Origin of the sequence: Stakelama saccharophila, assembly GCF_032229225.1 — a bacterium.
In the GTDB taxonomy this organism is placed as follows: Bacteria; Pseudomonadota; Alphaproteobacteria; order Sphingomonadales; family Sphingomonadaceae; genus Sphingomonas; species Sphingomonas saccharophila.
This window is the reverse complement of the sequence record NZ_CP135076.1, coordinates 1,867,448-1,886,369: the sequence shown is the minus strand read 5'-3', so window position 1 is coordinate 1,886,369 and position 18,922 is coordinate 1,867,448. Positions and strand designations below refer to the sequence as shown.

The window sequence follows — 18,922 nt, the reverse complement described above, 5'->3', positions numbered from 1 at the left end:
AGTGGAATTCGAGGGGGTAGACGATAATGGATTCAGCCGAACAGGCGACGGAGCGCCGCGGCATTTCCTTGCAGATGCAGATGCTCGCGGGCTTCCTAATCGGGCTTGTCGGGGGCCTGGTCGTGCACGTGACCGCGGCCGATGCGCCCTGGGTGGCATTCGTGACGAGCTATGTCACCGGCCCGATCGGGCAGTTGTTCCTGCGGCTGCTGTTCATGCTGGTCATTCCGCTGCTGTTTTCCGCGCTGGTCGTCGGGATAGCGGAGATGGGCGAAATCCGTTCGCTGCGCCGCGTCGGGCTGCGCACGCTGATCCTGACGGTGGCCGTTTCCACCATCGCGGTGGTCGTCAGCATCGTGCTGGTGAACCTGTTGCAGCCGGGCCGCGGGGTCGACCCTGCCATGGCGCAGCAGATGCTGGCCGATGCGGGCGGGCGCGCCAATGCGATCCTGTCGCGCAGCGGCGATACGCCGCATGGCATGGACGCGGTGCTCGGCATCGTGCCGTCCAATGTCATCGCGGCCATGGCCGACAACGACATCCTGGCAGTGATGTTCTTCGCCCTGTTCTTCGGCATCGGAATCGTGCTGGTGGACAAGCCCGAAGTCGAGCGGCTGAAAAATGTCGTCGAAGGCGTGTTCGAGGTGGCGATGCGGTTGATCGGCCTCGTCATCAAGCTCGCGCCGATCGCGGTGTTCTGTTTCATGTTCAACCTCGCCGCCCTGTTCGGCTGGGATCTGCTGGTCCGCCTGTCGGCCTATGTCGGGGTCGTTCTGGCCGCGCTCGGCGTGCAGATGTTCGTGGTCTTCCCGCTGCTGCTGATCTTCCTCGCCAAGCGGTCGCCGCTGGCGTTCTTCCGGGAAACGCAGGAGGCGAGCGTGATGGCGTTTTCGACCGCTTCGTCGAACGCCACGCTACCGACCTCGCTGCGCGTCGCGGATACGGAACTCAAGCTGCCGCCCCGCGTGGCGCGCTTCGTGCTGACGATCGGGGCAACCGCGAACCAGAACGGTACGGCGATGTTCGAGGGCGTGACGGTCCTGTTCCTCGCCCAGTTCTTCGGCGTCGACCTCTCCATCGTGCAGCAGTTCACGGTAATGCTGATCTGTATTCTCGGCGGAATCGGCACCGCCGGCGTGCCGGCAGGATCCTTGCCGGTCGTGGCGCTGATCCTCGGCATGGTCGGCGTGCCGCCCGCGGGCATCGGGCTCGTGCTGGGGGTCGACCGCTTTCTCGATATGTGCCGGACGACCCTGAACGTCACCGGTGACCTGGTACTGGCGACGGTCGTCGCGGCGGGCGAGCCGGAAACCGATGGTCGCGGGCAATTGGAAGCGGCCGCGTGATCGGCCGGCGTCAGTGGATCGCCGGGGCCGCGCTCGCCCCGTTGGTGCTGCCGCGCCTGCTTCGCGCCGCGGAGATCGATACGTCCGGCCTGTCGGATATCACCGGCAATGCCCGGCCCATCGGCGCCGATGAACGCCGGCGTCGTGTCGCGAAGGCGCAGAAGCTGATGCGCGACAATGGCATCGGCGCGGTGCTGATCGAGCCGGGATCGTCGATGACGTATTTTTCCGGCGTCCGCTGGTGGCGCAGCGAACGGCTCACCGCGCTGATCCTGCCGGCCGATGGCGAACCATGTATCACGACGCCGTTTTTCGAGGCGCCGTCGGTCAAGGAGACGCTGGGCATCGAGGCCGATATCCGCGTCTGGCAGGAGGATGAGAATCCGCTGAAGCTGGTCGCCGGGTTCCTGAAGGAGCGGGGCCTGGCCGGCCGGCCGATCGGCATCGAGGAAACGGTGCGATATTTCGCGGTGGACGGCTTGCAACGCCTTCTCCCGGACGCGCGGATCGTGTCGGCCAACCCGGTGGTACGGGGATGCCGGATGATCAAGACGCCCGCCGAAATCGCGCTGATGCAGATCGCGACCGATGTGACGATCGCGGCCTATCGCTGGACCCACCCCCGCGTGGAACGCGGCATGACGCCGGCGGATATCGGTGCGCTGATGACGGCGGCCACCACGGCACTGGGCGGCGAAGTGGAGTTCAACCTCATCCTGCTCGGCGAAGCGGCGGCCTATCCCCACGGTTCGGGCAAGCCGCAGCAGGTGCGTGACGGCGAAATCGTGCTGATGGATTGCGGCTGCACCGTTCACGGCTATCAGTCCGACGTATCGCGAACCTTCGTCCACGGCGAGCCGTCGGCCGAGCAGCGCAAGGTCTGGAACCAGGTTCATCGCGGGCAGCAGGTCGCGTTCGAAGCCGCGAAGATTGGCGCGCCGGCGGGCAGTGTCGACGATGCCGTTCGCCGTTATTACGAGTCGCTCGGCTACGGGCCGGGATACCGGCTGCCCGGCCTGTCGCACCGAACCGGCCACGGTATCGGCCTGGACGGGCACGAGCCGGTCAACCTGGTGCGCGGCGAGATGACGAAGCTCGCGCCCGGCATGTGCTTTTCCGACGAGCCCGGCATCTATATCCCCGGGAGGTTCGGTGTTCGCCTGGAGGATTGTTTCCACATGACCGAAACCGGGCCGAAATTCTTCAGTCAGCCGCCGCCATCGATCGAGCGCCCGATGGGATGACGGGACAGCGACGACTGCCGGCGGCATCGTCTGCCGCAATCGGTTAACCTGTGTTGCTTTTCAGTCGTTTACGCTCGGCTTTCCACATGGTGTCGAGCTTCGGTCCGGCATCACCGTGAATACGCTGTCGCAGGACGACGCCGCGCAGTTTCAAATCACGGCTGCGCAGGATCCGCCCTTCGGTGGTGAAGACCACATCGTAAATCGCCTTGTCGGTGCGATGGCGATCGCCATCCCAATAGGACGCGGTGATCGCCACCGGTAGCCGCCCTTCGACAGCATCCGGCCCGCCATCGGTGATCGCGAGCAGCTTGTCCTCGAACCAGCCCGCCTCAATTTGCGGCTGGACCATCGCCTGCCGCACCGGCAGCCCCAGCGAAGGGGGAAAGCGTACATCGATGCTCTGTACGCCGTGATCGGCCATGTCCTGCAGCGCCAGCACGTCGCCACCGCCTTTCATGGTGCCGTTGAACGACACCAGTGCCTGTTCCCGCTCGGCGATCTCCTTTGCCTTGGCCTCGCGCGCGGCCTCCTTGGCGCGTGCATCTTCCTGGCTGTGGCGCATCGCGACATTGTTCCATAGCGTCAGCCCCGAGATGAGCAGGCCGAAGACGGCGAGGATTTCGCCCAGCGTCAGCCAACGGCGCCAGCGCGGGCGTTCGGGTGGCGGCGTCTCGTCGCTCACCGGCCGCCGGCCTCCAGCAGCCGCCGCGGCGCGACCAGTTCCCAACTGATGGCGACGCGGTCGGAAACGCGGTCCCAGTCGACATCGCCGCAATCGAGCCGCATACCGACCCAGTCCGACGGGCCGAAATAGGGCGGCTTGTAATAGCAACCGGGGTCGATCTCGATCAGCGTTTCCTGCTCCTCGGCACCGCTGGTCTTGACGATCACCGACGTTACGCCGTCGCCGTGATGGTCGTGCCAGAAATAGGCGAACATCCTGCCCTTTTCGATATGGAAAGCGGGCATCCCGTGCGACAGCTTTTCGCGCGTCTCGGGCAGCGCCAGGCAGATGGCGCGCAGTTTTTCGAGCGCCGCGTCGGTTGTCATCGCCTCACGAACTCCGCCAATATTCGGGGGTAGAGGCGATGTTCCTCTTTCAGCACGCGTGCGGCAAGTGTTTCCGGCGTGTCGTCCGGCAGGATCGGCACCTCGGACCGGCCAAGCACCGCACCGCCATCGAGCTGCTCGGTCACGATATGCACCGATGCGCCGGCCACGGCGTCTCCCGCCGCGATCGCGCGGGCATGGGTGTCGAGCCCCTTATATCTGGGCAGCAGCGAAGGATGGATGTTGATGATGTGGTCGCGCCAGCGGGCGACGAACGCGTTCGACAGCAGCCGCATATAGCCGGCAAGCGCGATCGTCTGGACACCGGCACTGCGCAGCGCGGCGTCGACTGCCGCTTCATAGTCGGCCTTCGCCATCCCCTTCGGCGACTGGGCAAAGGTCGCGACACCGTTCTCGCGCGCCCAGGCGAGGCCCGGCGCCTCGGGCTTGTCGCTCGCGACGAGCACCACCTCGTACGGGCAATCCCCGGCGCGCGACGCCTCGACGAGCGCCGCCATGTTCGATCCACGGCCCGAAAGCAGGATGCCGACGCGGTGTTTAGCCATGGTGCGTGGCGGACCAGTCGGCATCGGCGTTCCAGGTGCCAGCACTGCCGCGAACGGTGCAGCCCTTGTCGCCACTGCCGATGCTGCCGATCGGGAACACTGTCTCGCCCGTCGCGCGCAGCGCATCCGCGACCGTTTCTGCATCGTCGGCAGCGACGACCACCGCCATGCCGACGCCGCAGTTGAACGTGCGTGCGAGTTCTTCGGGTTCGATCGCGCCCTCTGCCTGCAGAAAGGCCATCAGCGGCGGTTGCGTCCAGCCGTCGGCGTCGACCGTTGCGTGACATCCGTCGGGCAGCACACGCGGGATGTTCTCGAGCAGCCCGCCGCCGGTGATGTGGGCCAAGGCATGGATACGATTTTCACGCAACAGCGGCAGAAGCGATTTCACATATATGCGCGTCGGCGCCATCAGGGCGTCGATCAACAGGCGGTCGTGGTCGAACGGGGCAGGGCGGTCGAGTTGCCAGCCTTTGTCGACCGCAAGCTTGCGTACGAGCGAATAGCCGTTCGAGTGCACGCCGGACGATGCAAGTCCCAGAATCACGTCGCCGGGCGCCGCCCTGGATCCGTCGAGCAGCGCATCGCGCTCGACCGCGCCGACGCAGAAGCCGGCGAGATCGTAATCGCCGTCCGCGTACATCCCCGGCATTTCCGCGGTCTCGCCGCCGATCAGCGCGCAGCCCGCCTGCTTGCAGCCTTCGGCGATCGAGGCGACCACACGCTCGGCGACCGTGTTGTCCAGCTTGCCGCTGGCATAATAGTCGAGAAAGAAGAGCGGCTCGGCGCCCTGCACGATCAGGTCGTTGGCGCACATCGCGACGAGATCGATTCCGATTCCGTCATGGGCATCGTGCTGGATGGCGAGCTTCAGCTTGGTGCCGACGCCGTCATTGGCCGCGACCAGAAGCGGGTCGGTGAATCCCGCCGCCCTGGGATCGAACACGCCGCCGAACCCGCCGAGATCGGCATCGGCGCCGGGGCGCCGCGTCGCCCGTGCGAGCGGGCCGATCGCGCGGACGAGCGCGTTTCCCGCTTCGATCGAGACACCGGCACCGGCATAGCTATAGGGGCGTTCCTGCCCGTATTCTTCACTCATGCGCACGGCCCTAGCCAGATCACGCTTGGATTTCCACGCCCGCTTCGCCAAAAGAGACGGCAAATGATCCAGCCGCGTTTCCGTAAAGCCTTGCGCATTGTCCTGCCGCTCGCATTCGGTGCGGGGGCGACTGCGCTGTTCGCGCAGTCGGTCCGCGTCGACCGAGACGGTCCGGTGGCCATCTCCGACAGTTTCGAGGTCAACGGGATTCATGTCGACGTCACGGCCGACGGTTCCGAAGAGGCGCGACAGGACGGGTGGCGAATCGCCCAGCGCAAGGGGTGGGCGATGCTGTCGCGGCGCTTGACCGGCAAGGCCGGCTCCCTTTCCGATTCGGCCCTGAACGGCGTGGTGGCAGCCGTCGTCGTCGATCACGAGGAAATCGGCCCGAAACGGTACGTCGCCGATCTGGGCATCCTGTTCAGTCGCGAGCGTGCCGGGCGCCTGCTGGGCGTCACGACCCGGATCGCACGTTCCCGACCCATGCTGCTGGTGCCGCTCCAATGGTCGGGCGGCGTGGGTACGGCGTTCGAGCGCAATACGGCCTGGACGGATGCGTGGAACCGCTTTCGCACGGCGGGCAGCAAGATCGATTATGTCCGTCCCGCCGGCACGGGGCCGGACCCGCTGCTCCTGAACGCCGGGCAGGTGGGGAGGCGCGGGCGCGGCTGGTGGCGTTCGACCCTCGATCAATATGGCGCGACGGATGTCCTGGTTCCGCAGGTCCGCTTGCGCCGGCAGTGGCCTGGCGGCCCCATCGTTGCGACCTTCACCGCAGGCCACGGACCGGACAATCAGCGGCTGACCCGGTTTTCCCTGCGCGTGGAGAACGCCGACGGCCTGGATGCGTTGCTCGATGAAGGGGTGAAGCGCCTGGATGCGGCCTATCAGAAGGCGCTCAATGACGGCGTGCTCCGGCTGGACCCGATGCTGGCGATTCGTCCTGCCGAAACGGACGAGAAGCCGGCGGAGACCACGGACGAAGCCGCCATCGAGACGATTCCGGATCCCGACGCTGCTGGCGCCGAGCCGAATCCGGCTGCGGCGTCGAACACGATCAATATTCAGTACGAAACCCCCGGCGCGACGACGGTGACCACCACCGAATCGGCGCTGCGCGCCATTCCCGGCGTGCGCTCGGCAGTGACGAGCAGCCTCGCGCTCGGCGGAATGTCGGTCATGCAGGTGCGATATAGCGGCAATATCGACGCCCTCCGTGCCGCGCTGGAATCGCGCGGCTGGCAAGTTCAGGCCGGATCGGGCACGCTGCGGATCACGCGGACAGAAGGCGGGGGCTGATGGCGCAACTCGATCTCCCGCTCGGCTGGCCCGCCGATGCGAGCGAGGGCGAGTTCGTAGTCGGCGAAGCCAATGCCCGGGCGGTGCACCACCTGGAACATCGTGGTTCCTGGCCGTTGATGGCGACCATTCTGGCAGGCCCGCGAAAATCGGGGCGCAGCTTGCTTGGCCGTATCTTCGCCGCGCATAGCGGGGGCACGCTGATCGACGACGCCGAACGCGAGGACGAGGAAGCGCTGTTCCACGCCTGGAACCGGGCGCAGATGGATCGGCGGCCGCTGTTGATGATCGCCGATGCGCCGCCACCGGAATGGAAGGTGCAATTGTCGGATCTCCGCACGCGATTGACGGCAACGCCGGTCGTCAGGATCGGCGATCCGGATGATGCCCTGATGCGCGATTTGCTGCACCGCTATCTCGAACGACGGCGCATCGTCGTTCGTCCCGAGGTGGTCGATTGGATCGCGGCGCGGACGGAACGCAGCTATGTCGCTTTGTGGCGCGTTGTGGATGCGCTGGAAGACGGGCTGGAAGGCCGCCGGGGGCGCCGCTTGTCGATCCCCGTGGCACGAGCCACATTGGCGGACGCCGGGCTGCACTCCGATGAAATATCCGCTGATCACTAGCAGGAACAGGGCCGCATGAATTACGCCGCTCCCAACCGCGCCACGACCGAACGGGCGGAGTCGGATGATCGCTTGTTCAACCGGGAGCTTTCCTGGCTGGCCTTTAACCGCCGCGTGTTGGAAGAAGCCAGCAACACGGCGCACCCGCTGCTGGAACGCATCGGCTTCCTGTCGATATCGGGTTCCAATCTCGACGAATTCTTCATGGTGCGCGTGGCCGGCCTCAAGGGGCAACAGCTCCAGGGGGTGGAACAGCGTTCGGCCGATGGGTTGACGCCGGGCCAGCAGCTTTCGGCCATCGTCGAAGAGGTCAGCCGGCTGGTGCACGATCAGCAAGCGATCTGGCGGGAACTACGCCAGCAGGTCCGCGGCGAAGGCATTGCCGTTCTCGACGTGGAAGATATCACCGGCGACATTGCCGACGAACTGGAACGCCTGTTCCGCGAGCAGATCTTTCCCATCCTGACACCGCAGGCGCTGGACCCGGCGCATCCCTTTCCCTTCATCCCCAACAAGGGCCTGAGCGTCATCTTCGACCTAGAGCGGGAATCGGACGGCGTAGAGGTGCGCGAACTGGTGCTGCTGCCGGCAACGACGGCTCGCTTCGTGCGGCTGCCGGGGGCGAACGCACGCTATGTCGCGGCGGAAACGCTGATCAAGCGGTTCTCCTCGCAGCTTTTTCCCGGATATCGTGTCAAATCGTCGGCGGCGTTCCGCATCCTGCGCGACAGCGATATCGAGATCGAGGAAGAGGCCGAGGATCTGGTCCTGTATTTCCGCAGCGCGATCAAGCGCCGCCGGCGCGGCCGGGTGATTCGGCTGGAGATGGAAACCGATATCAGCCATGTCCTGGAAGGCGTCCTGAAGGAGGAACTGGGCGATATCGAAACTGCGATGACGGAAACCGGCGGCTTTCTGGCGCTCGGCGACCTCTCCACGCTGTCGGACGAAGACCGCCCCGACCTGAAATTCTCGCCGTTCAGTCCGCGCTTTCCCGAGCGCATCCGTGAATATGGCGGAGACTGTTTCGCCGCGATCCGGGCCAAGGATATCGTTGTCCACCACCCGTACGAAACGTTCGACGTGGTGCTCGCTTTCCTGAAACAGGCCGCTCAGGACCCCGATGTCGTCGCGATCAAGCAGACGCTGTACCGCGCGGGCAAGCAGTCGGCCGTCATCAATGCGCTGATCGCCGCGGCGGAGGCCGGGAAATCCGTCACCGCCGTGGTCGAGCTGAAGGCGCGGTTCGACGAGGAGCAGAATCTGCTTTGGGCCAATGCGCTCGAACGCGCCGGCGTGCAGGTGGTCTACGGCTTCATCGAGTGGAAGACCCATGCCAAGATCTCCATGGTGGTCCGCAGAGAAGGCAGTTCCTTCCGCAGCTACTGCCATTTCGGGACCGGCAACTACCATCCGGTGACCGCCAAGATTTATACCGATCTCAGCTATTTCACCGCCGATCCTCGCATCGGACGCGATGCGGCGCAGATCTTCAATTACATTACCGGCTATGTCGAGCCGACCCAGCTCGAATGCACGTCGATTTCTCCGCACGGCATGCGCGAGACCCTGTCCAACCTGATCGATACGGAGATCGCCAATGCCAAGGCGGGAAAACCGGCGGCGATCTGGGCCAAGATGAATTCGCTGGTCGATCCCGCCATCATCGAAAAGCTCTATCAGGCGAGTCAGGCCGGGGTGGAGGTGGACCTTGTGGTGCGCGGTATCTGTTGCCTGCGTCCCGGCGTTCCGGGACTTTCGGACAATATTCACGTGAAGTCGGTCGTCGGGCGCTTTCTGGAGCACAGCCGCATCTATGCCTTCGGAAACGGCGAGGCCCTGCCGAACGATGGCGCGCATGTATTCATTTCCTCGGCCGACTGGATGCCGCGCAATTTCGACCGGCGGGTTGAATATATGCTGCCGATCACCAATCCCACGGTGCACGATCAGGTGCTGGACCAGGTGATGGTCGCCAATCTGATCGACAGTGAACAGAGCTGGGAACTGCACCCGGACGGAACCTATGAACGCTTCGATCCCGGCGCGCGCCCGTTTAATCTGCACCGCTATTTCATGACCAATCCGTCGCTGTCCGGGCGGGGCGCGGCGCTGGAAAGCGGCGAATCGATGCCGAAGAAGCTGTCGCTGCGGCGCCGGCCGCACCATTCGCCCCCGGCCGGGAGCGAAAAGGCATGACGACCGCGGCGCTGGCATTTCCCCGTCCGCAACCGGAGGCGGCGTCGGCGCCGCTTCGAAGCGCCATCATCGACATCGGATCCAATTCCATCCGCCTGGTCGTCTATGGCGGCCCGTGCCGCGCCCCCAGCGTGCTGTTCAATGAAAAGGTGCTGGCGGGGCTAGGACGCGGGCTTTCCGAGGGCGGGGCGATCGCGCCCGAAGCGCTCGCCATTGCCAAGCCGGCACTTGCCCGTTTCGCCGCCCTTGCGCGGGAGATGGAAGTCGACGCGGTCCACGCGGTCGCAACAGCCGCGGTGCGGGATGCGAGCAATGGCGAGGAGCTGACGGGCTATTGCCGAAAACTGGGCCTTGAGGTGCGCCTGTTGTCAGGTGTGGAAGAGGCGACGGCGGCGGGGCGGGGCGTCCTGTCCGCCATACCCGGAGCCGATGGCATCGTCGGCGATCTCGGTGGCGGCAGCCTGGAACTCGTCCGCCTGCGGGGCGGTGCAGTCGGCGAATGCGCGTCGTTTCCGCTGGGCGTGCTACGCATCGCGGCCTTGCGCGAGCGCGGCAAGAAGGCGCTGGAAAGGCATGCGCGCGGGCTTCTCGGCGATGCGGGATGGCGAGGTGCGGGCGCCGGGCTTCCTTTCTATCTTGTCGGCGGTTCGTGGCGTGCGCTGGCGCGTCTGGACATGCATGTCAGCAACTATCCCCTGCCGGTGATCCACGGCTATTCCATGCCGATCGACCATATTCCACGACTGCAGCGTGTCATCGCCGATACGGCGGGTGGAGAGCTGAAGGCGATTCCCCACCTGTCCAGCGGACGGGTGCCGATGCTGGGGGATGCGGCGGCGCTGCTCTCGATCCTGCTGGCGGACCTTGGTTCGGACCGGACGATCGTGTCCGCTTTCGGCCTGCGCGAGGGGCTGCTCTACGGCGCGTTGCAGCCCGAACAGCAGGCGAACGACCCGTTGATCGTCGCCGCGCGGGAGGAGGGGCGGCGGCTGGGCCGCTTTCCCGAGCATGGCGACCTGCTCGACCGGTGGATCGCGCCGATCTTCACCGGTGCGGAGGCCGGAACGGAACGGCTGCGGCTCGCGGCCTGCCTGCTCGCCGACGTCGCCTGGCCCGCCAACCCGGACTTCCGTGCGGAAAGGGGCATGGAGATCGCCCTGCACGGCAACTGGGTCGCGATCGACGCGCGCGGGCGGGCGATGGTGGCCCAGGCTCTCTATACCTGTTTCGGCGGCGGCGCGCATACGCCCGAGCCGCTGGGCGCGCTGGCATCCTCGCGGGACCTGCGACAGGCGATCCTGTGGGGACTGGCGCTACGTCTGGGGCAGCGGTGGAGCGGCGGACTCGCGCGGCCGCTTCTGCACTCCACACTGCAAATCGACGGTGGTGCGTTGCAGCTCTGCGTGAACGACGAAGACGCGGTCTTCTATGGCGAGACGGTGGAACGGCGGCACCGGACGCTGGCCGACGCCATGGGGCGGGAGCTCCGCCTCATCCGCACCTGAAGCGTTCGACCATATTCTGACCATCGAGGTGGATGTTCAGCCTGTCGCTACGATAGTCCATCGTCACCGCCATGCCGGGCTGGATCCAGCGTATGGTCCTGGCGCCCGCCCGGTCCCGGGCCTTGGCGCCCAGTTCCGCATTCGCCGGCTGCCCGACGAGATCGTCGAGGCCGCCGGCGTCGCATTGACCCGCGTCCGGGGTCGGCCGAGCCTGTTCGGCCGGTGGCGGCGAGGCGGTCGTCGCGCAGGCGGTAACGGCAAGGATTATCGGTGCGAGCGCGGCTGCGGATTTCATGCTTCCTCCTCCGTTCGGGTCATCTTCAGCTTGCCGCCGCGCACCGTAAAGCCGAGTCGTCCCTCGACCAGCGCCAGCGCATCGCGGCCGAACTGTTCGTATCGCCAACCCTGCAGGACGGGCAAATTGTCCCGTTGCCCGGCGGCCAGTGCCTCCAGATCGTCCGACCGGGCCAACAGACGGGATGCAACGGAAATATCGCGCGACCGGATTTTCAGCAGCAGCTTGAGGAGGTCGGCGACAAGCGCGCCGTCCTTGCCCAGCGCGGGCTTGCGGTCCCCCTTTGACGGCATCTCGTCCTGTGCCAGCGGCTCCGCCTCCGACAGCGCCACCATCATGCGCGCACCGATATCGTTGCCGCCCCACGCGCCGGAAAGGCCGCGGACCTTGGGCAGATCGGACTGCTTTCTCGGCGGGTGGGACGCGATATCGGCCAGCGTTTCGTCCTTGACGATGCGGCCGCGGGGCAGGTTCTTGTTCTGCGCCTCCAACTCGCGCCAGCGGCCGAGCGCCTTCAGCCGGCCCAGCACGTCGGCCTTGCGGCTGTTGATGCGCAGCCGGCGCCACGCGAGATCCGGATCGTTGTAATAGTTGCCCGGATTGGCCAGGCGTTCCATCTCTTCGTTCAGCCAGTCACCGCGCCCGGTTTTCTTGAGTTTGGCCAGCATCTTGGGGAAGATCTTCGACAGGTGGGTGACGTCGGCAATGGCGTAATCGAGCTGTCGCTTGTCGAGCGGCCTGCGGCTCCAGTCGGTGAAGCGCGCGCCCTTGTCGACCTGGATTCCCAGATAGGCGTCGACCAGGTTGGAATAGCCGATCTGTTCACCCTGGCCGAGCGCCATGGCGGCGACCTGGGTGTCGAACAGGGGATAGGGCGTCTTGCCGGTCATGTTGTAGACGATTTCCAGATCCTGGCCGCCGGCGTGGAAGACCTTCAGCACGTCCGCGTTGTCGACCATCAGGTCGAGCAGCGGCGTCAGGTCGATGCCGGTGGCCAGCGGATCGATGGCCGCCGCCTCGTTTTCGTCCGCGATCTGGATGAGGCAGAGTTCCGGCCAGTAACTGTTCTCCCGCATGAATTCCGTATCGACAGTGATGAAGGAGGACTGGGCCAGGCGCGTGCAGAGGTTGGCGAGGGACGCGCTGTCCTCGATCAGGTCGTGAATGTGCATGCCTCTCCCATAACCGCGTGCGGGCGGGTTGACAAAGGACCACTTGACGCGGATTCGCGGGCGCCGGGATTTTTCCGCATTTCAGCGGAGCGACAAGCAACAGGAAGTAGAAGCATAATGCACGCCTACCGCACCCATACCTGCGGCGATCTTCGCGCCAGCCATGTCGGCGAGGAAGTCCGGCTGTCGGGCTGGGTCCACAAGAAGCGCGACCACGGCGACCTGGTCTTCATCGACCTGCGCGACCATTACGGCATGACGCAGATCGTGACCGAGGTCGACGGGCCGGCCTTCGGGGTGATCGAGAGCCTGCGCAACGAATCGGTCGTGACGGTGGCGGGCAAGGTCGTCGCGCGCGACGAGGATGCGGTGAACCCCAATCTTTCGACCGGCGCGGTGGAAGTGCGCGTGACCGAGGCGAGCGTGCAATCGGCGGCGCAGGAGCTGCCGATGCCGGTGGCGGGCGACGCGGAATATCCCGAGGACATCCGCCTGCGCTACCGCTTCCTCGACCTGCGGCGCGAGCGGCTGCACCGCAACATCCAGTTGCGCTCGGACGTCATCACGTCGATCCGCCGGCGCATGGTCGATCAGGGTTTCACCGAGTTCCAGACGCCGATCCTGACCGCCAGTTCGCCCGAAGGCGCGCGCGACTATCTGGTTCCCAGCCGCGTCCATCCCGGCAAGTTCTACGCGCTGCCGCAGGCGCCGCAGATGTTCAAGCAGTTGCTGATGGTTGCCGGTTTCGACCGCTATTTCCAGATCGCGCCGTGCTTCCGCGACGAGGATGCGCGCGCCGACCGCAGCCCCGGCGAATTCTACCAGCTCGATTTCGAGATGAGCTTCGTGACCCAGGACGACGTGTTCGCCGCGATCGAACCCGTGCTGCACGGCGTGTTCGAGGAATTCGCGGGCGACCGTTCGGTCTCCGCGCTGCCGTTCCGTCGCATCCCCTACAAGGAAGCGATGCTGAAATACGGCTCGGACAAGCCGGATCTGCGCAACCCGATCGAGATCAGGGACGTAACCGAGCATTTCAGGGGATCGGGCTTCGGCCTGTTCGACCGCATCGTAGCGGGCGGCGGCGTGGTGCGCGCGATCCCGGCACCCTGCACGGCGGAAAAGAGCCGCAAGTTCTTCGACGACATGAACGAATGGGCGCGTGCCGAGGGACATGCCGGGCTTGGCTACATCACCCGCAAGGGCGGCGAGTTCGGCGGTCCCATCGCCAAGAATCACGGGGCGGAAGCGACGGAGAAGCTTGCCGAAGCGATCGGCCTCGGCCCCGATGACGGCGTGTTCTTTGCCGCGGGCAAGGAATTGCAGGCGGCCAAACTGGCCGGCGCGGCGCGCGCGCGTGTTGGCGAGGAACTGGGCCTTGTCGACGAAAATCGCTTCGAATTCTGCTGGATCGTCGACTTTCCGATGTTCGAATATGACGAGGATGAGAAACGGATCGATTTCAGCCACAATCCTTTCTCGATGCCGCAGGGCGAGATGGAAGCGCTGGAAACCAGGGACCCGCTCGACATCCTCGCTTATCAATACGACATCGTCTGCAACGGCGTGGAGCTTAGCTCGGGCGCGATCCGGAACCACCGGCCGGAAATCATGTACAAGGCATTCGAGATCGCCGGCTACAGCCAGGAGGAGGTCGACAAGAACTTCTCCGGCATGATCAACGCGTTCAAGTACGGCGCGCCGCCGCACGGCGGATCGGCGCCGGGCATCGACCGCATGGTGATGCTGCTGGCCGGCGAGCCCAATATCCGCGAGGTCGTGACCTTCCCGATGAACCAGCGCGCGGAAGACCTGATGATGGGCGCACCGTCGATGGTGTCGGCGAAGCAGTTGCGCGAACTCAACATCCGCATCGTCGAGCAGCCGGGGCAGGGGACGCCCGCTGCGAAGAAGGACGTCGATGCGGTGGTCGCTCCCGACGCCGGATGAAGGAAAGGCAGGGTCGTCGCCATGGTGGCTTCGCGGCCCCTTCGTTCTGAACCTCCGTCGTCATCCTGAACTGATTCGGGATTCATTCGCATTCGGTCCGAAACACCGACGGAGCGCAGAATGGATCCCGACTTTCGTCGGAATGACGCGTGAAAGGTGGGCCGGCTCAGGCCGGCGCGAATTTGCCCCGGTCGTTCATGACGTGCAGCACACCGTCTCGGATCGCGAAATAAGCGCCGTGCAGCGCCAGCTTTCCAGCGTTTTCGCGCTCCTTGACGAAAGCGAAGCTGCGCAGGTTGCGGAGCGAAATGCGCACGGTTTCCAGCTCCAGCTCGCGCGCGGCTTCCGGCCCGTCGCCATATTGCGCGACGATGCGGTCGCGCGGCTCGTCGAGCATGTCGACCCAGTGGGAGATAAACCCGCCTTCGCCTTCGGGGGCATTCTTGAACCCGCGCGACAGTGCCGCCTGGCACCCGCCGCACGAGCCATGTCCCATGACCACGACATTGGGCACCTCGAGCTGGGTCACGGCGAATTCTAGCGCCGCCGAGACGCCGTGCCGCCCGCCGCCCTCTTCATAGGGCGGCACCAGGTTCGCGACGTTGCGAACCGAAAAGATCTCCCCCGGCGACACGTCGAAGATCAGCGCGGGGTCGACCCGGCTGTCGGAGCAGGCGATCACCATCACCTGGGGCGACTGGCCCTCACGCAGTTCGATCCAACGTTCGTGCTGGCGTTGGTAATCCCCGCCGCGAAAACGACGATATCCATCGAGCAGGCTTGCAAATCCGTCCATGGCGTTTGTTGATAGCGCGTGCAGCAGGGGTGGCAAGGGGGCGCGAGGATCGCTATTTGGTGGGCCATGAACGACGTCACCGACCTCGCCCGACCACCACGCCAGCGCAAGCCGGACTGGATCCGCGTCAAGGCGCCGACCTCCGCCGGCTTTGCGGAAACCAAGCGCCTGATGCGCGAAAAGAACCTCGCCACCGTCTGCGAAGAGGCGGCGTGCCCCAATATCGGCGAGTGCTGGACCAAGAAGCACGCGACGGTGATGATCCTGGGCGACACATGCACGCGCGCCTGCGCCTTCTGCAATGTGAAGACCGGCATGCCGCGCATGGTCGATCCCAAGGAGCCGCAGCACGTCGCCGATGTCGCGGTGCAGATGGGCCTGAAGCACATCGTCATCACCTCGGTCGATCGTGACGACCTGCCCGATGGCGGCGCGCGGCAGTTCGTCAAGGTGATCGAGGCGTTACGTGCCCAAGCGCCGGATACGACGATCGAAATCCTGACGCCCGATTTCCGTAACAAGGTCGATGCCGCGCTGGAGATGATCGTCGAGGCGCGTCCGGACGTGTTCAACCACAATCTGGAGACGGTGCCGCGCCTCTATCCGACGATTCGCCCCGGCGCGCGTTATTATGCGTCGCTGCGCCTGCTGGAAAAGGTCAAGGCGCTCGATCCGTCGATCTTTACCAAGTCCGGCATCATGCTGGGCCTGGGCGAGGAACGGCTGGAAGTGCATCAGGTGATGGACGATATGCGTTCGGCCGACATCGATTTCCTGACCATGGGTCAGTATCTCCAACCGACGCCGAAGCATGCCAAGGTGATGGATTTCGTCACGCCGCAGGCATTCGACGCTTTCGCCAGCATCGCGCGGGCCAAAGGGTTCCTGATGGTGGCGTCTTCTCCGCTGACGCGGTCGAGCTATCATGCCGGCGACGACTTCGAGAAGATGCAGGCCGCGCGGGAGGCGAAGCTCGCCAGGGCAGGGGCCTGACGCGCGCCATATCATGCCGAAGCACTCCGAAACGCGCCATCTTCCCTATACGCCGGAACAGATGTTCGACATGGTGGCCGATGTCGGCCGTTATGACGAGTTCCTGCCCTGGGTGACGGCGATCCGCGTCCGCTCGAACGGCGACACCGAAATGGTTGCCGACATGATCGTCGGATTCAAGGGCTTGCGCGAGACCTTTACGTCGAAGGTGCAGAAGGAGCGGCCGGAACATATCCATGTCGACTATCTCGACGGGCCGCTCAAATATCTCAACAATGATTGGAAATTCCGGCCCGACGGGGAAGGCGGCTGCTGCGTCGATTTCTGCGTCGACTTCGCCTTCAAGAACCGCATGTTCGAAATGCTGGCCGGTCAGGTGTTCGACCGCGCGCTCAGGAAGATGATCGGTGCGTTCGAAACGCGGGCGGCAGAGCTTTACGGCGCACCGTCCGAGGGCGAGAGCGGTTCCGAACCCGGCATCAGCAGTTCCAGCGCGCACAACGCGGCCTGAAGCCGCACCGAGCCGCGCCCCTCGTCATCGAAATTGCGCGAATCGGCAATGACTTCCTTGGGGTCGGCGCCCTTTTTCGCACGCGCGAAAACCACCGTTCCGACCGGCTTCTTTTCGGTGCCGCCATCCGGCCCGGCGATCCCGGTGACCGCGACGGCGACATCGGCTTCGGTTTCGTCGAGAACGCCCTGCGCCATCGCCCAGGCGACCGCCACCGACACCGAGCCGAACGTTTCCAGCAAATCGAGGCTGACGTCGAGCAGTTCGCGTTTCGCTTCGTTCGAATAGGTGATGAATCCGGCTTCGAACACGTCGGACGATCCCGGAATCTCGGTAAGCGCGGCGCTGACAAGGCCGCCGGTGCAGCTTTCGGCGACGGCGATGCGGCGGCCGGCCTCGCGATTGGTCTCGACGACCTTTCTGGCGAGATCGACTAGCGATGCGGGGAGAATGGTTTCCATGGGATCAACCCTGTTTGGGATGGCAAAGATGAAACGGCATGACCAGGCCGGTATCGGTCGCGTCTGCTGCGCGATTGCGGTCCGCCATGTCGTAGACGGCAACGAACAGCCGTCCCAGATTTTCCGCCGGGAGGGGTTCGATCATCATAACGATGGTGTTGAGGTCGGCGCAGTCCGCCGCACTCACGTTCTGGGTAAACATCGGCGCCAGCAGCGGACCGACGATGCTCTGGGCCAGCGGCCCCTCCAGCATGCCGCCGATCTCCGGCCCGGCGACTTGTTGCAGTGCGCGCCGCGCCCCCGGCCAGGCACCGGCGGCGGCGCGACGATATTTGCTCATCAGAGCGCCGGATTGGCGGGTGAGCAGTGCGTCCGGGGGCAGGGTCGCGCTGCACTTTCGCGCTGCGGCCTGCAGCAGGTCCGGTGCGATCGCCTGAACCAGCGCCGCGGCATCACCCCTGGCGAGGCACTGGTTCGACGCATCCGCCGCCCGCGATGCGGTCGCGCCGCCGAGGGCGATCAGCGCGATCAGGGTCGCCATTGCCTTGCGCATGCACATCTCCGTCAGATCGCGATCCGGATCGTGGCGACCGCCTGAGCAGCGATCCCTTCGCCGCGTCCGGTGAATCCAAGCCGCTCGGTCGTCGTCGCCTTGACGCTAATCTGCGCAGGCTCCACCCGCAATATCGCGGAGATCCGGCCGCGCATAGCGTCCCGAAACGGGCCGATCTTCGGCGCTTCGCACATCAGGGTCAGGTCGATGAAGTCGATGACGCCGCCGCGCTCCTCCACAAGCGATGCGGCGTGCCGCAGGAACTGGTCGGAACGCGTGCCGCGCCATTGCGGATCGGTGGGCGGGAAATGGCTGCCGATATCGCCCTGCGCCGCGGCGCCGAGCAGTGCGTCGGTGATGGCGTGCAATGCGACATCGGCGTCGCTGTGGCCTGACAGGCCGCGGTCATGGGGGATCAGGATGCCGCCCAGCCAGAGTTCTTCGCCCGGCTCCAGCCGATGCACGTCGAAACCCAGCCCGGTACGCACACGCATCGCGCGGCTCGCTTCGACGGCGGCGAAATCTTCCCGGTATGTCAGCTTTTCCAGGAAGCGATCGCCGGCGACCACCGCAACCGCGATGCCGGCCGCGCGCGCGATCTGCGCATCGTCGCTCGCCTCCGCATTGTCGGGCCAGGAACGGTGCGCCGCCAGAATCCGGTCGAAGGAAAATGCCTGCGGTGTCTGCACGCGCGCCAGCGTCTCCCGCGGAACGACGTCGCCAAGTGTTTCGCCTGCCGTCGCGATCGTGTCGGCGACGGGAAGCACGGGCACCGCAGCGTCGCCCGCACCCAGCGCCGACAACAGGCGATCGATCACGGTATGCGGCAGGAAGGGACGCGCCGCATCGTGGATGAGGACTCGCGCCGCTCCACCGTCCGCGGCGATCGCTTCCAGTCCGGCACGGACGGATTCGCGCCGCGTCGCGCCGCCTTCGACCGACCAGCAGATCGCGCCGATCGCGCTCCGCAACCGTTCTTCCTGACCGGCGCCGCGTACCACCAGAACAGCGTCGATCCCGGGATGTGACGTCATGGCGGCATGGCTGTGCGTCACCATCGGCCGGCCGGCGACGGTGATGAACTGCTTGGGGCCTGCTGCGCCCGCCCGGCTTCCCTGCCCGGCGGCCACGATCAGCCCGACGGTTCGATGCGCGTTCATGGTGCGGCGCGTTAGCGCAAGCGGCGCCTTGCCGCCAGCCTTGCGAAAGGAACGCACCTCGCGTAAACGGCTGCCTGTTTTTCAGGCACATCGT

Annotated in this window: 19 protein-coding genes; 9 read left to right on the top strand and 10 right to left on the bottom strand. The window is 65.5% G+C overall.

Annotation, left to right across the window (positions count from 1 at the left end; genetic code table 11):
• Positions 1 to 26: 26 nt before the first annotated feature.
• Both RPR59_RS08735 and RPR59_RS08730 read left to right on the top strand, forming a co-directional pair.
• Positions 27 to 1,346 carry a dicarboxylate/amino acid:cation symporter gene (locus tag RPR59_RS08735; protein ID WP_313913132.1) on the top strand — a complete coding sequence of 440 codons (1,320 nt, stop codon included), beginning with the start codon at positions 27 to 29 and terminating at the stop codon, positions 1,344 to 1,346.
• Entirely contained in the window at positions 1,346 to 2,590 is a 1,245-nt protein-coding gene (locus tag RPR59_RS08730; protein ID WP_313918427.1) for a M24 family metallopeptidase, read from the top strand. Before RPR59_RS08735 ends, RPR59_RS08730 begins: the two co-directional genes overlap by 1 nt.
• Before the next feature lie 43 nt (positions 2,591 to 2,633).
• Here RPR59_RS08730 and RPR59_RS08725 read toward each other — a convergent pair whose 3' ends face one another.
• Genes RPR59_RS08725 through purM form a run of 4 tightly spaced genes read right to left on the bottom strand, consistent with a single transcriptional unit; the run spans position 2,634 to position 5,308 of the window.
• Entirely contained in the window at positions 2,634 to 3,275 is a 642-nt protein-coding gene (locus tag RPR59_RS08725) for a hypothetical protein (RefSeq protein ID WP_313913130.1), read from the bottom strand.
• On the bottom strand, positions 3,272 to 3,643 hold the full coding sequence (locus RPR59_RS08720) for an MmcQ/YjbR family DNA-binding protein (RefSeq protein ID WP_313913128.1): 372 nt from the start codon (positions 3,641 to 3,643) through the stop codon (positions 3,272 to 3,274). The genes RPR59_RS08725 and RPR59_RS08720 overlap by 4 nt, the downstream gene beginning before the upstream one ends.
• Positions 3,640 to 4,209 (bottom strand): phosphoribosylglycinamide formyltransferase, encoded by a 570-nt coding sequence (purN, locus tag RPR59_RS08715; protein ID WP_313913126.1) that lies wholly within the window; start codon positions 4,207 to 4,209, stop codon positions 3,640 to 3,642. Before purN ends, RPR59_RS08720 begins: the two co-directional genes overlap by 4 nt.
• The gene (purM, locus tag RPR59_RS08710; RefSeq protein WP_313913124.1) at positions 4,202 to 5,308 is read right to left on the bottom strand and encodes a phosphoribosylformylglycinamidine cyclo-ligase; all 1,107 of its coding nucleotides are present in this window, start codon (positions 5,306 to 5,308) and stop codon (positions 4,202 to 4,204) included. Before purM ends, purN begins: the two co-directional genes overlap by 8 nt.
• A gap of 63 nt (positions 5,309 to 5,371) precedes the next feature.
• Between purM and RPR59_RS08705 the strand changes: the two genes are divergently transcribed.
• The 4 genes from RPR59_RS08705 to RPR59_RS08690 are packed head-to-tail and all read left to right on the top strand — an operon-like array spanning position 5,372 to position 10,937.
• Entirely contained in the window at positions 5,372 to 6,607 is a 1,236-nt protein-coding gene (locus RPR59_RS08705) for a heavy-metal-associated domain-containing protein (protein ID WP_313913122.1), read from the top strand.
• Positions 6,607 to 7,233, top strand: a complete 627-nt coding sequence (locus RPR59_RS08700) for a P-loop NTPase family protein (RefSeq protein ID WP_313913120.1) — start codon at positions 6,607 to 6,609, stop codon at positions 7,231 to 7,233. Before RPR59_RS08705 ends, RPR59_RS08700 begins: the two co-directional genes overlap by 1 nt.
• Positions 7,234 to 7,248: 15 nt before the next feature.
• A complete protein-coding gene (locus tag RPR59_RS08695; protein ID WP_313913117.1) occupies positions 7,249 to 9,432 on the top strand; it encodes an RNA degradosome polyphosphate kinase in 2,184 nt (727 codons plus the stop codon).
• Positions 9,429 to 10,937, top strand: coding sequence for a Ppx/GppA phosphatase family protein (locus RPR59_RS08690; protein ID WP_313913115.1), 1,509 nt, complete (start codon positions 9,429 to 9,431; stop codon positions 10,935 to 10,937). The genes RPR59_RS08695 and RPR59_RS08690 overlap by 4 nt, the downstream gene beginning before the upstream one ends.
• Here RPR59_RS08690 and RPR59_RS08685 read toward each other — a convergent pair.
• Entirely contained in the window at positions 10,924 to 11,232 is a 309-nt protein-coding gene (locus RPR59_RS08685; protein ID WP_313913112.1) for an I78 family peptidase inhibitor, read from the bottom strand. The genes RPR59_RS08690 and RPR59_RS08685 overlap by 14 nt on opposite strands.
• Complete coding sequence (gene rnd, locus RPR59_RS08680; protein WP_313913111.1) at positions 11,229 to 12,404, bottom strand: ribonuclease D; 1,176 nt, start codon at positions 12,402 to 12,404, stop codon at positions 11,229 to 11,231. Before rnd ends, RPR59_RS08685 begins: the two co-directional genes overlap by 4 nt.
• A 117-nt stretch (positions 12,405 to 12,521) precedes the next feature.
• Between rnd and aspS the strand changes: the two genes are divergently transcribed.
• A complete protein-coding gene (gene aspS / locus RPR59_RS08675; protein ID WP_313913109.1) occupies positions 12,522 to 14,354 on the top strand; it encodes an aspartate--tRNA ligase in 1,833 nt (610 codons plus the stop codon).
• A gap of 166 nt (positions 14,355 to 14,520) precedes the next feature.
• Here aspS and RPR59_RS08670 read toward each other — a convergent pair whose 3' ends face one another.
• On the bottom strand, positions 14,521 to 15,150 hold the full coding sequence (locus RPR59_RS08670) for a carbonic anhydrase (protein ID WP_313913107.1): 630 nt from the start codon (positions 15,148 to 15,150) through the stop codon (positions 14,521 to 14,523).
• A 66-nt stretch (positions 15,151 to 15,216) separates the two neighbouring features.
• Here RPR59_RS08670 and lipA point away from each other — a divergent pair, with 66 nt between their 5' ends.
• Both lipA and RPR59_RS08660 read left to right on the top strand, forming a co-directional pair.
• A complete protein-coding gene (lipA, locus tag RPR59_RS08665) occupies positions 15,217 to 16,143 on the top strand; it encodes a lipoyl synthase (protein WP_313913105.1) in 927 nt (308 codons plus the stop codon).
• A gap of 13 nt (positions 16,144 to 16,156) precedes the next feature.
• On the top strand, positions 16,157 to 16,654 hold the full coding sequence (locus RPR59_RS08660) for a type II toxin-antitoxin system RatA family toxin (protein ID WP_313913103.1): 498 nt from the start codon (positions 16,157 to 16,159) through the stop codon (positions 16,652 to 16,654).
• Here RPR59_RS08660 and RPR59_RS08655 read toward each other — a convergent pair.
• From RPR59_RS08655 to RPR59_RS08645, 3 genes are read right to left on the bottom strand one after another with little or no spacing between them, the layout of a single operon-like run.
• Positions 16,579 to 17,115, bottom strand: coding sequence for a CinA family protein (locus RPR59_RS08655; RefSeq protein ID WP_313913101.1), 537 nt, complete (start codon positions 17,113 to 17,115; stop codon positions 16,579 to 16,581). The genes RPR59_RS08660 and RPR59_RS08655 overlap by 76 nt on opposite strands.
• Before the next feature lie 4 nt (positions 17,116 to 17,119).
• A complete protein-coding gene (locus RPR59_RS08650; protein ID WP_313913098.1) occupies positions 17,120 to 17,656 on the bottom strand; it encodes a hypothetical protein in 537 nt (178 codons plus the stop codon).
• A 23-nt stretch (positions 17,657 to 17,679) separates the two neighbouring features.
• The gene (locus RPR59_RS08645; protein ID WP_313913096.1) at positions 17,680 to 18,828 is read right to left on the bottom strand and encodes a bifunctional 2-C-methyl-D-erythritol 4-phosphate cytidylyltransferase/2-C-methyl-D-erythritol 2,4-cyclodiphosphate synthase; all 1,149 of its coding nucleotides are present in this window, start codon (positions 18,826 to 18,828) and stop codon (positions 17,680 to 17,682) included.
• Between the last annotated feature and the right edge of the window lie 94 nt (positions 18,829 to 18,922).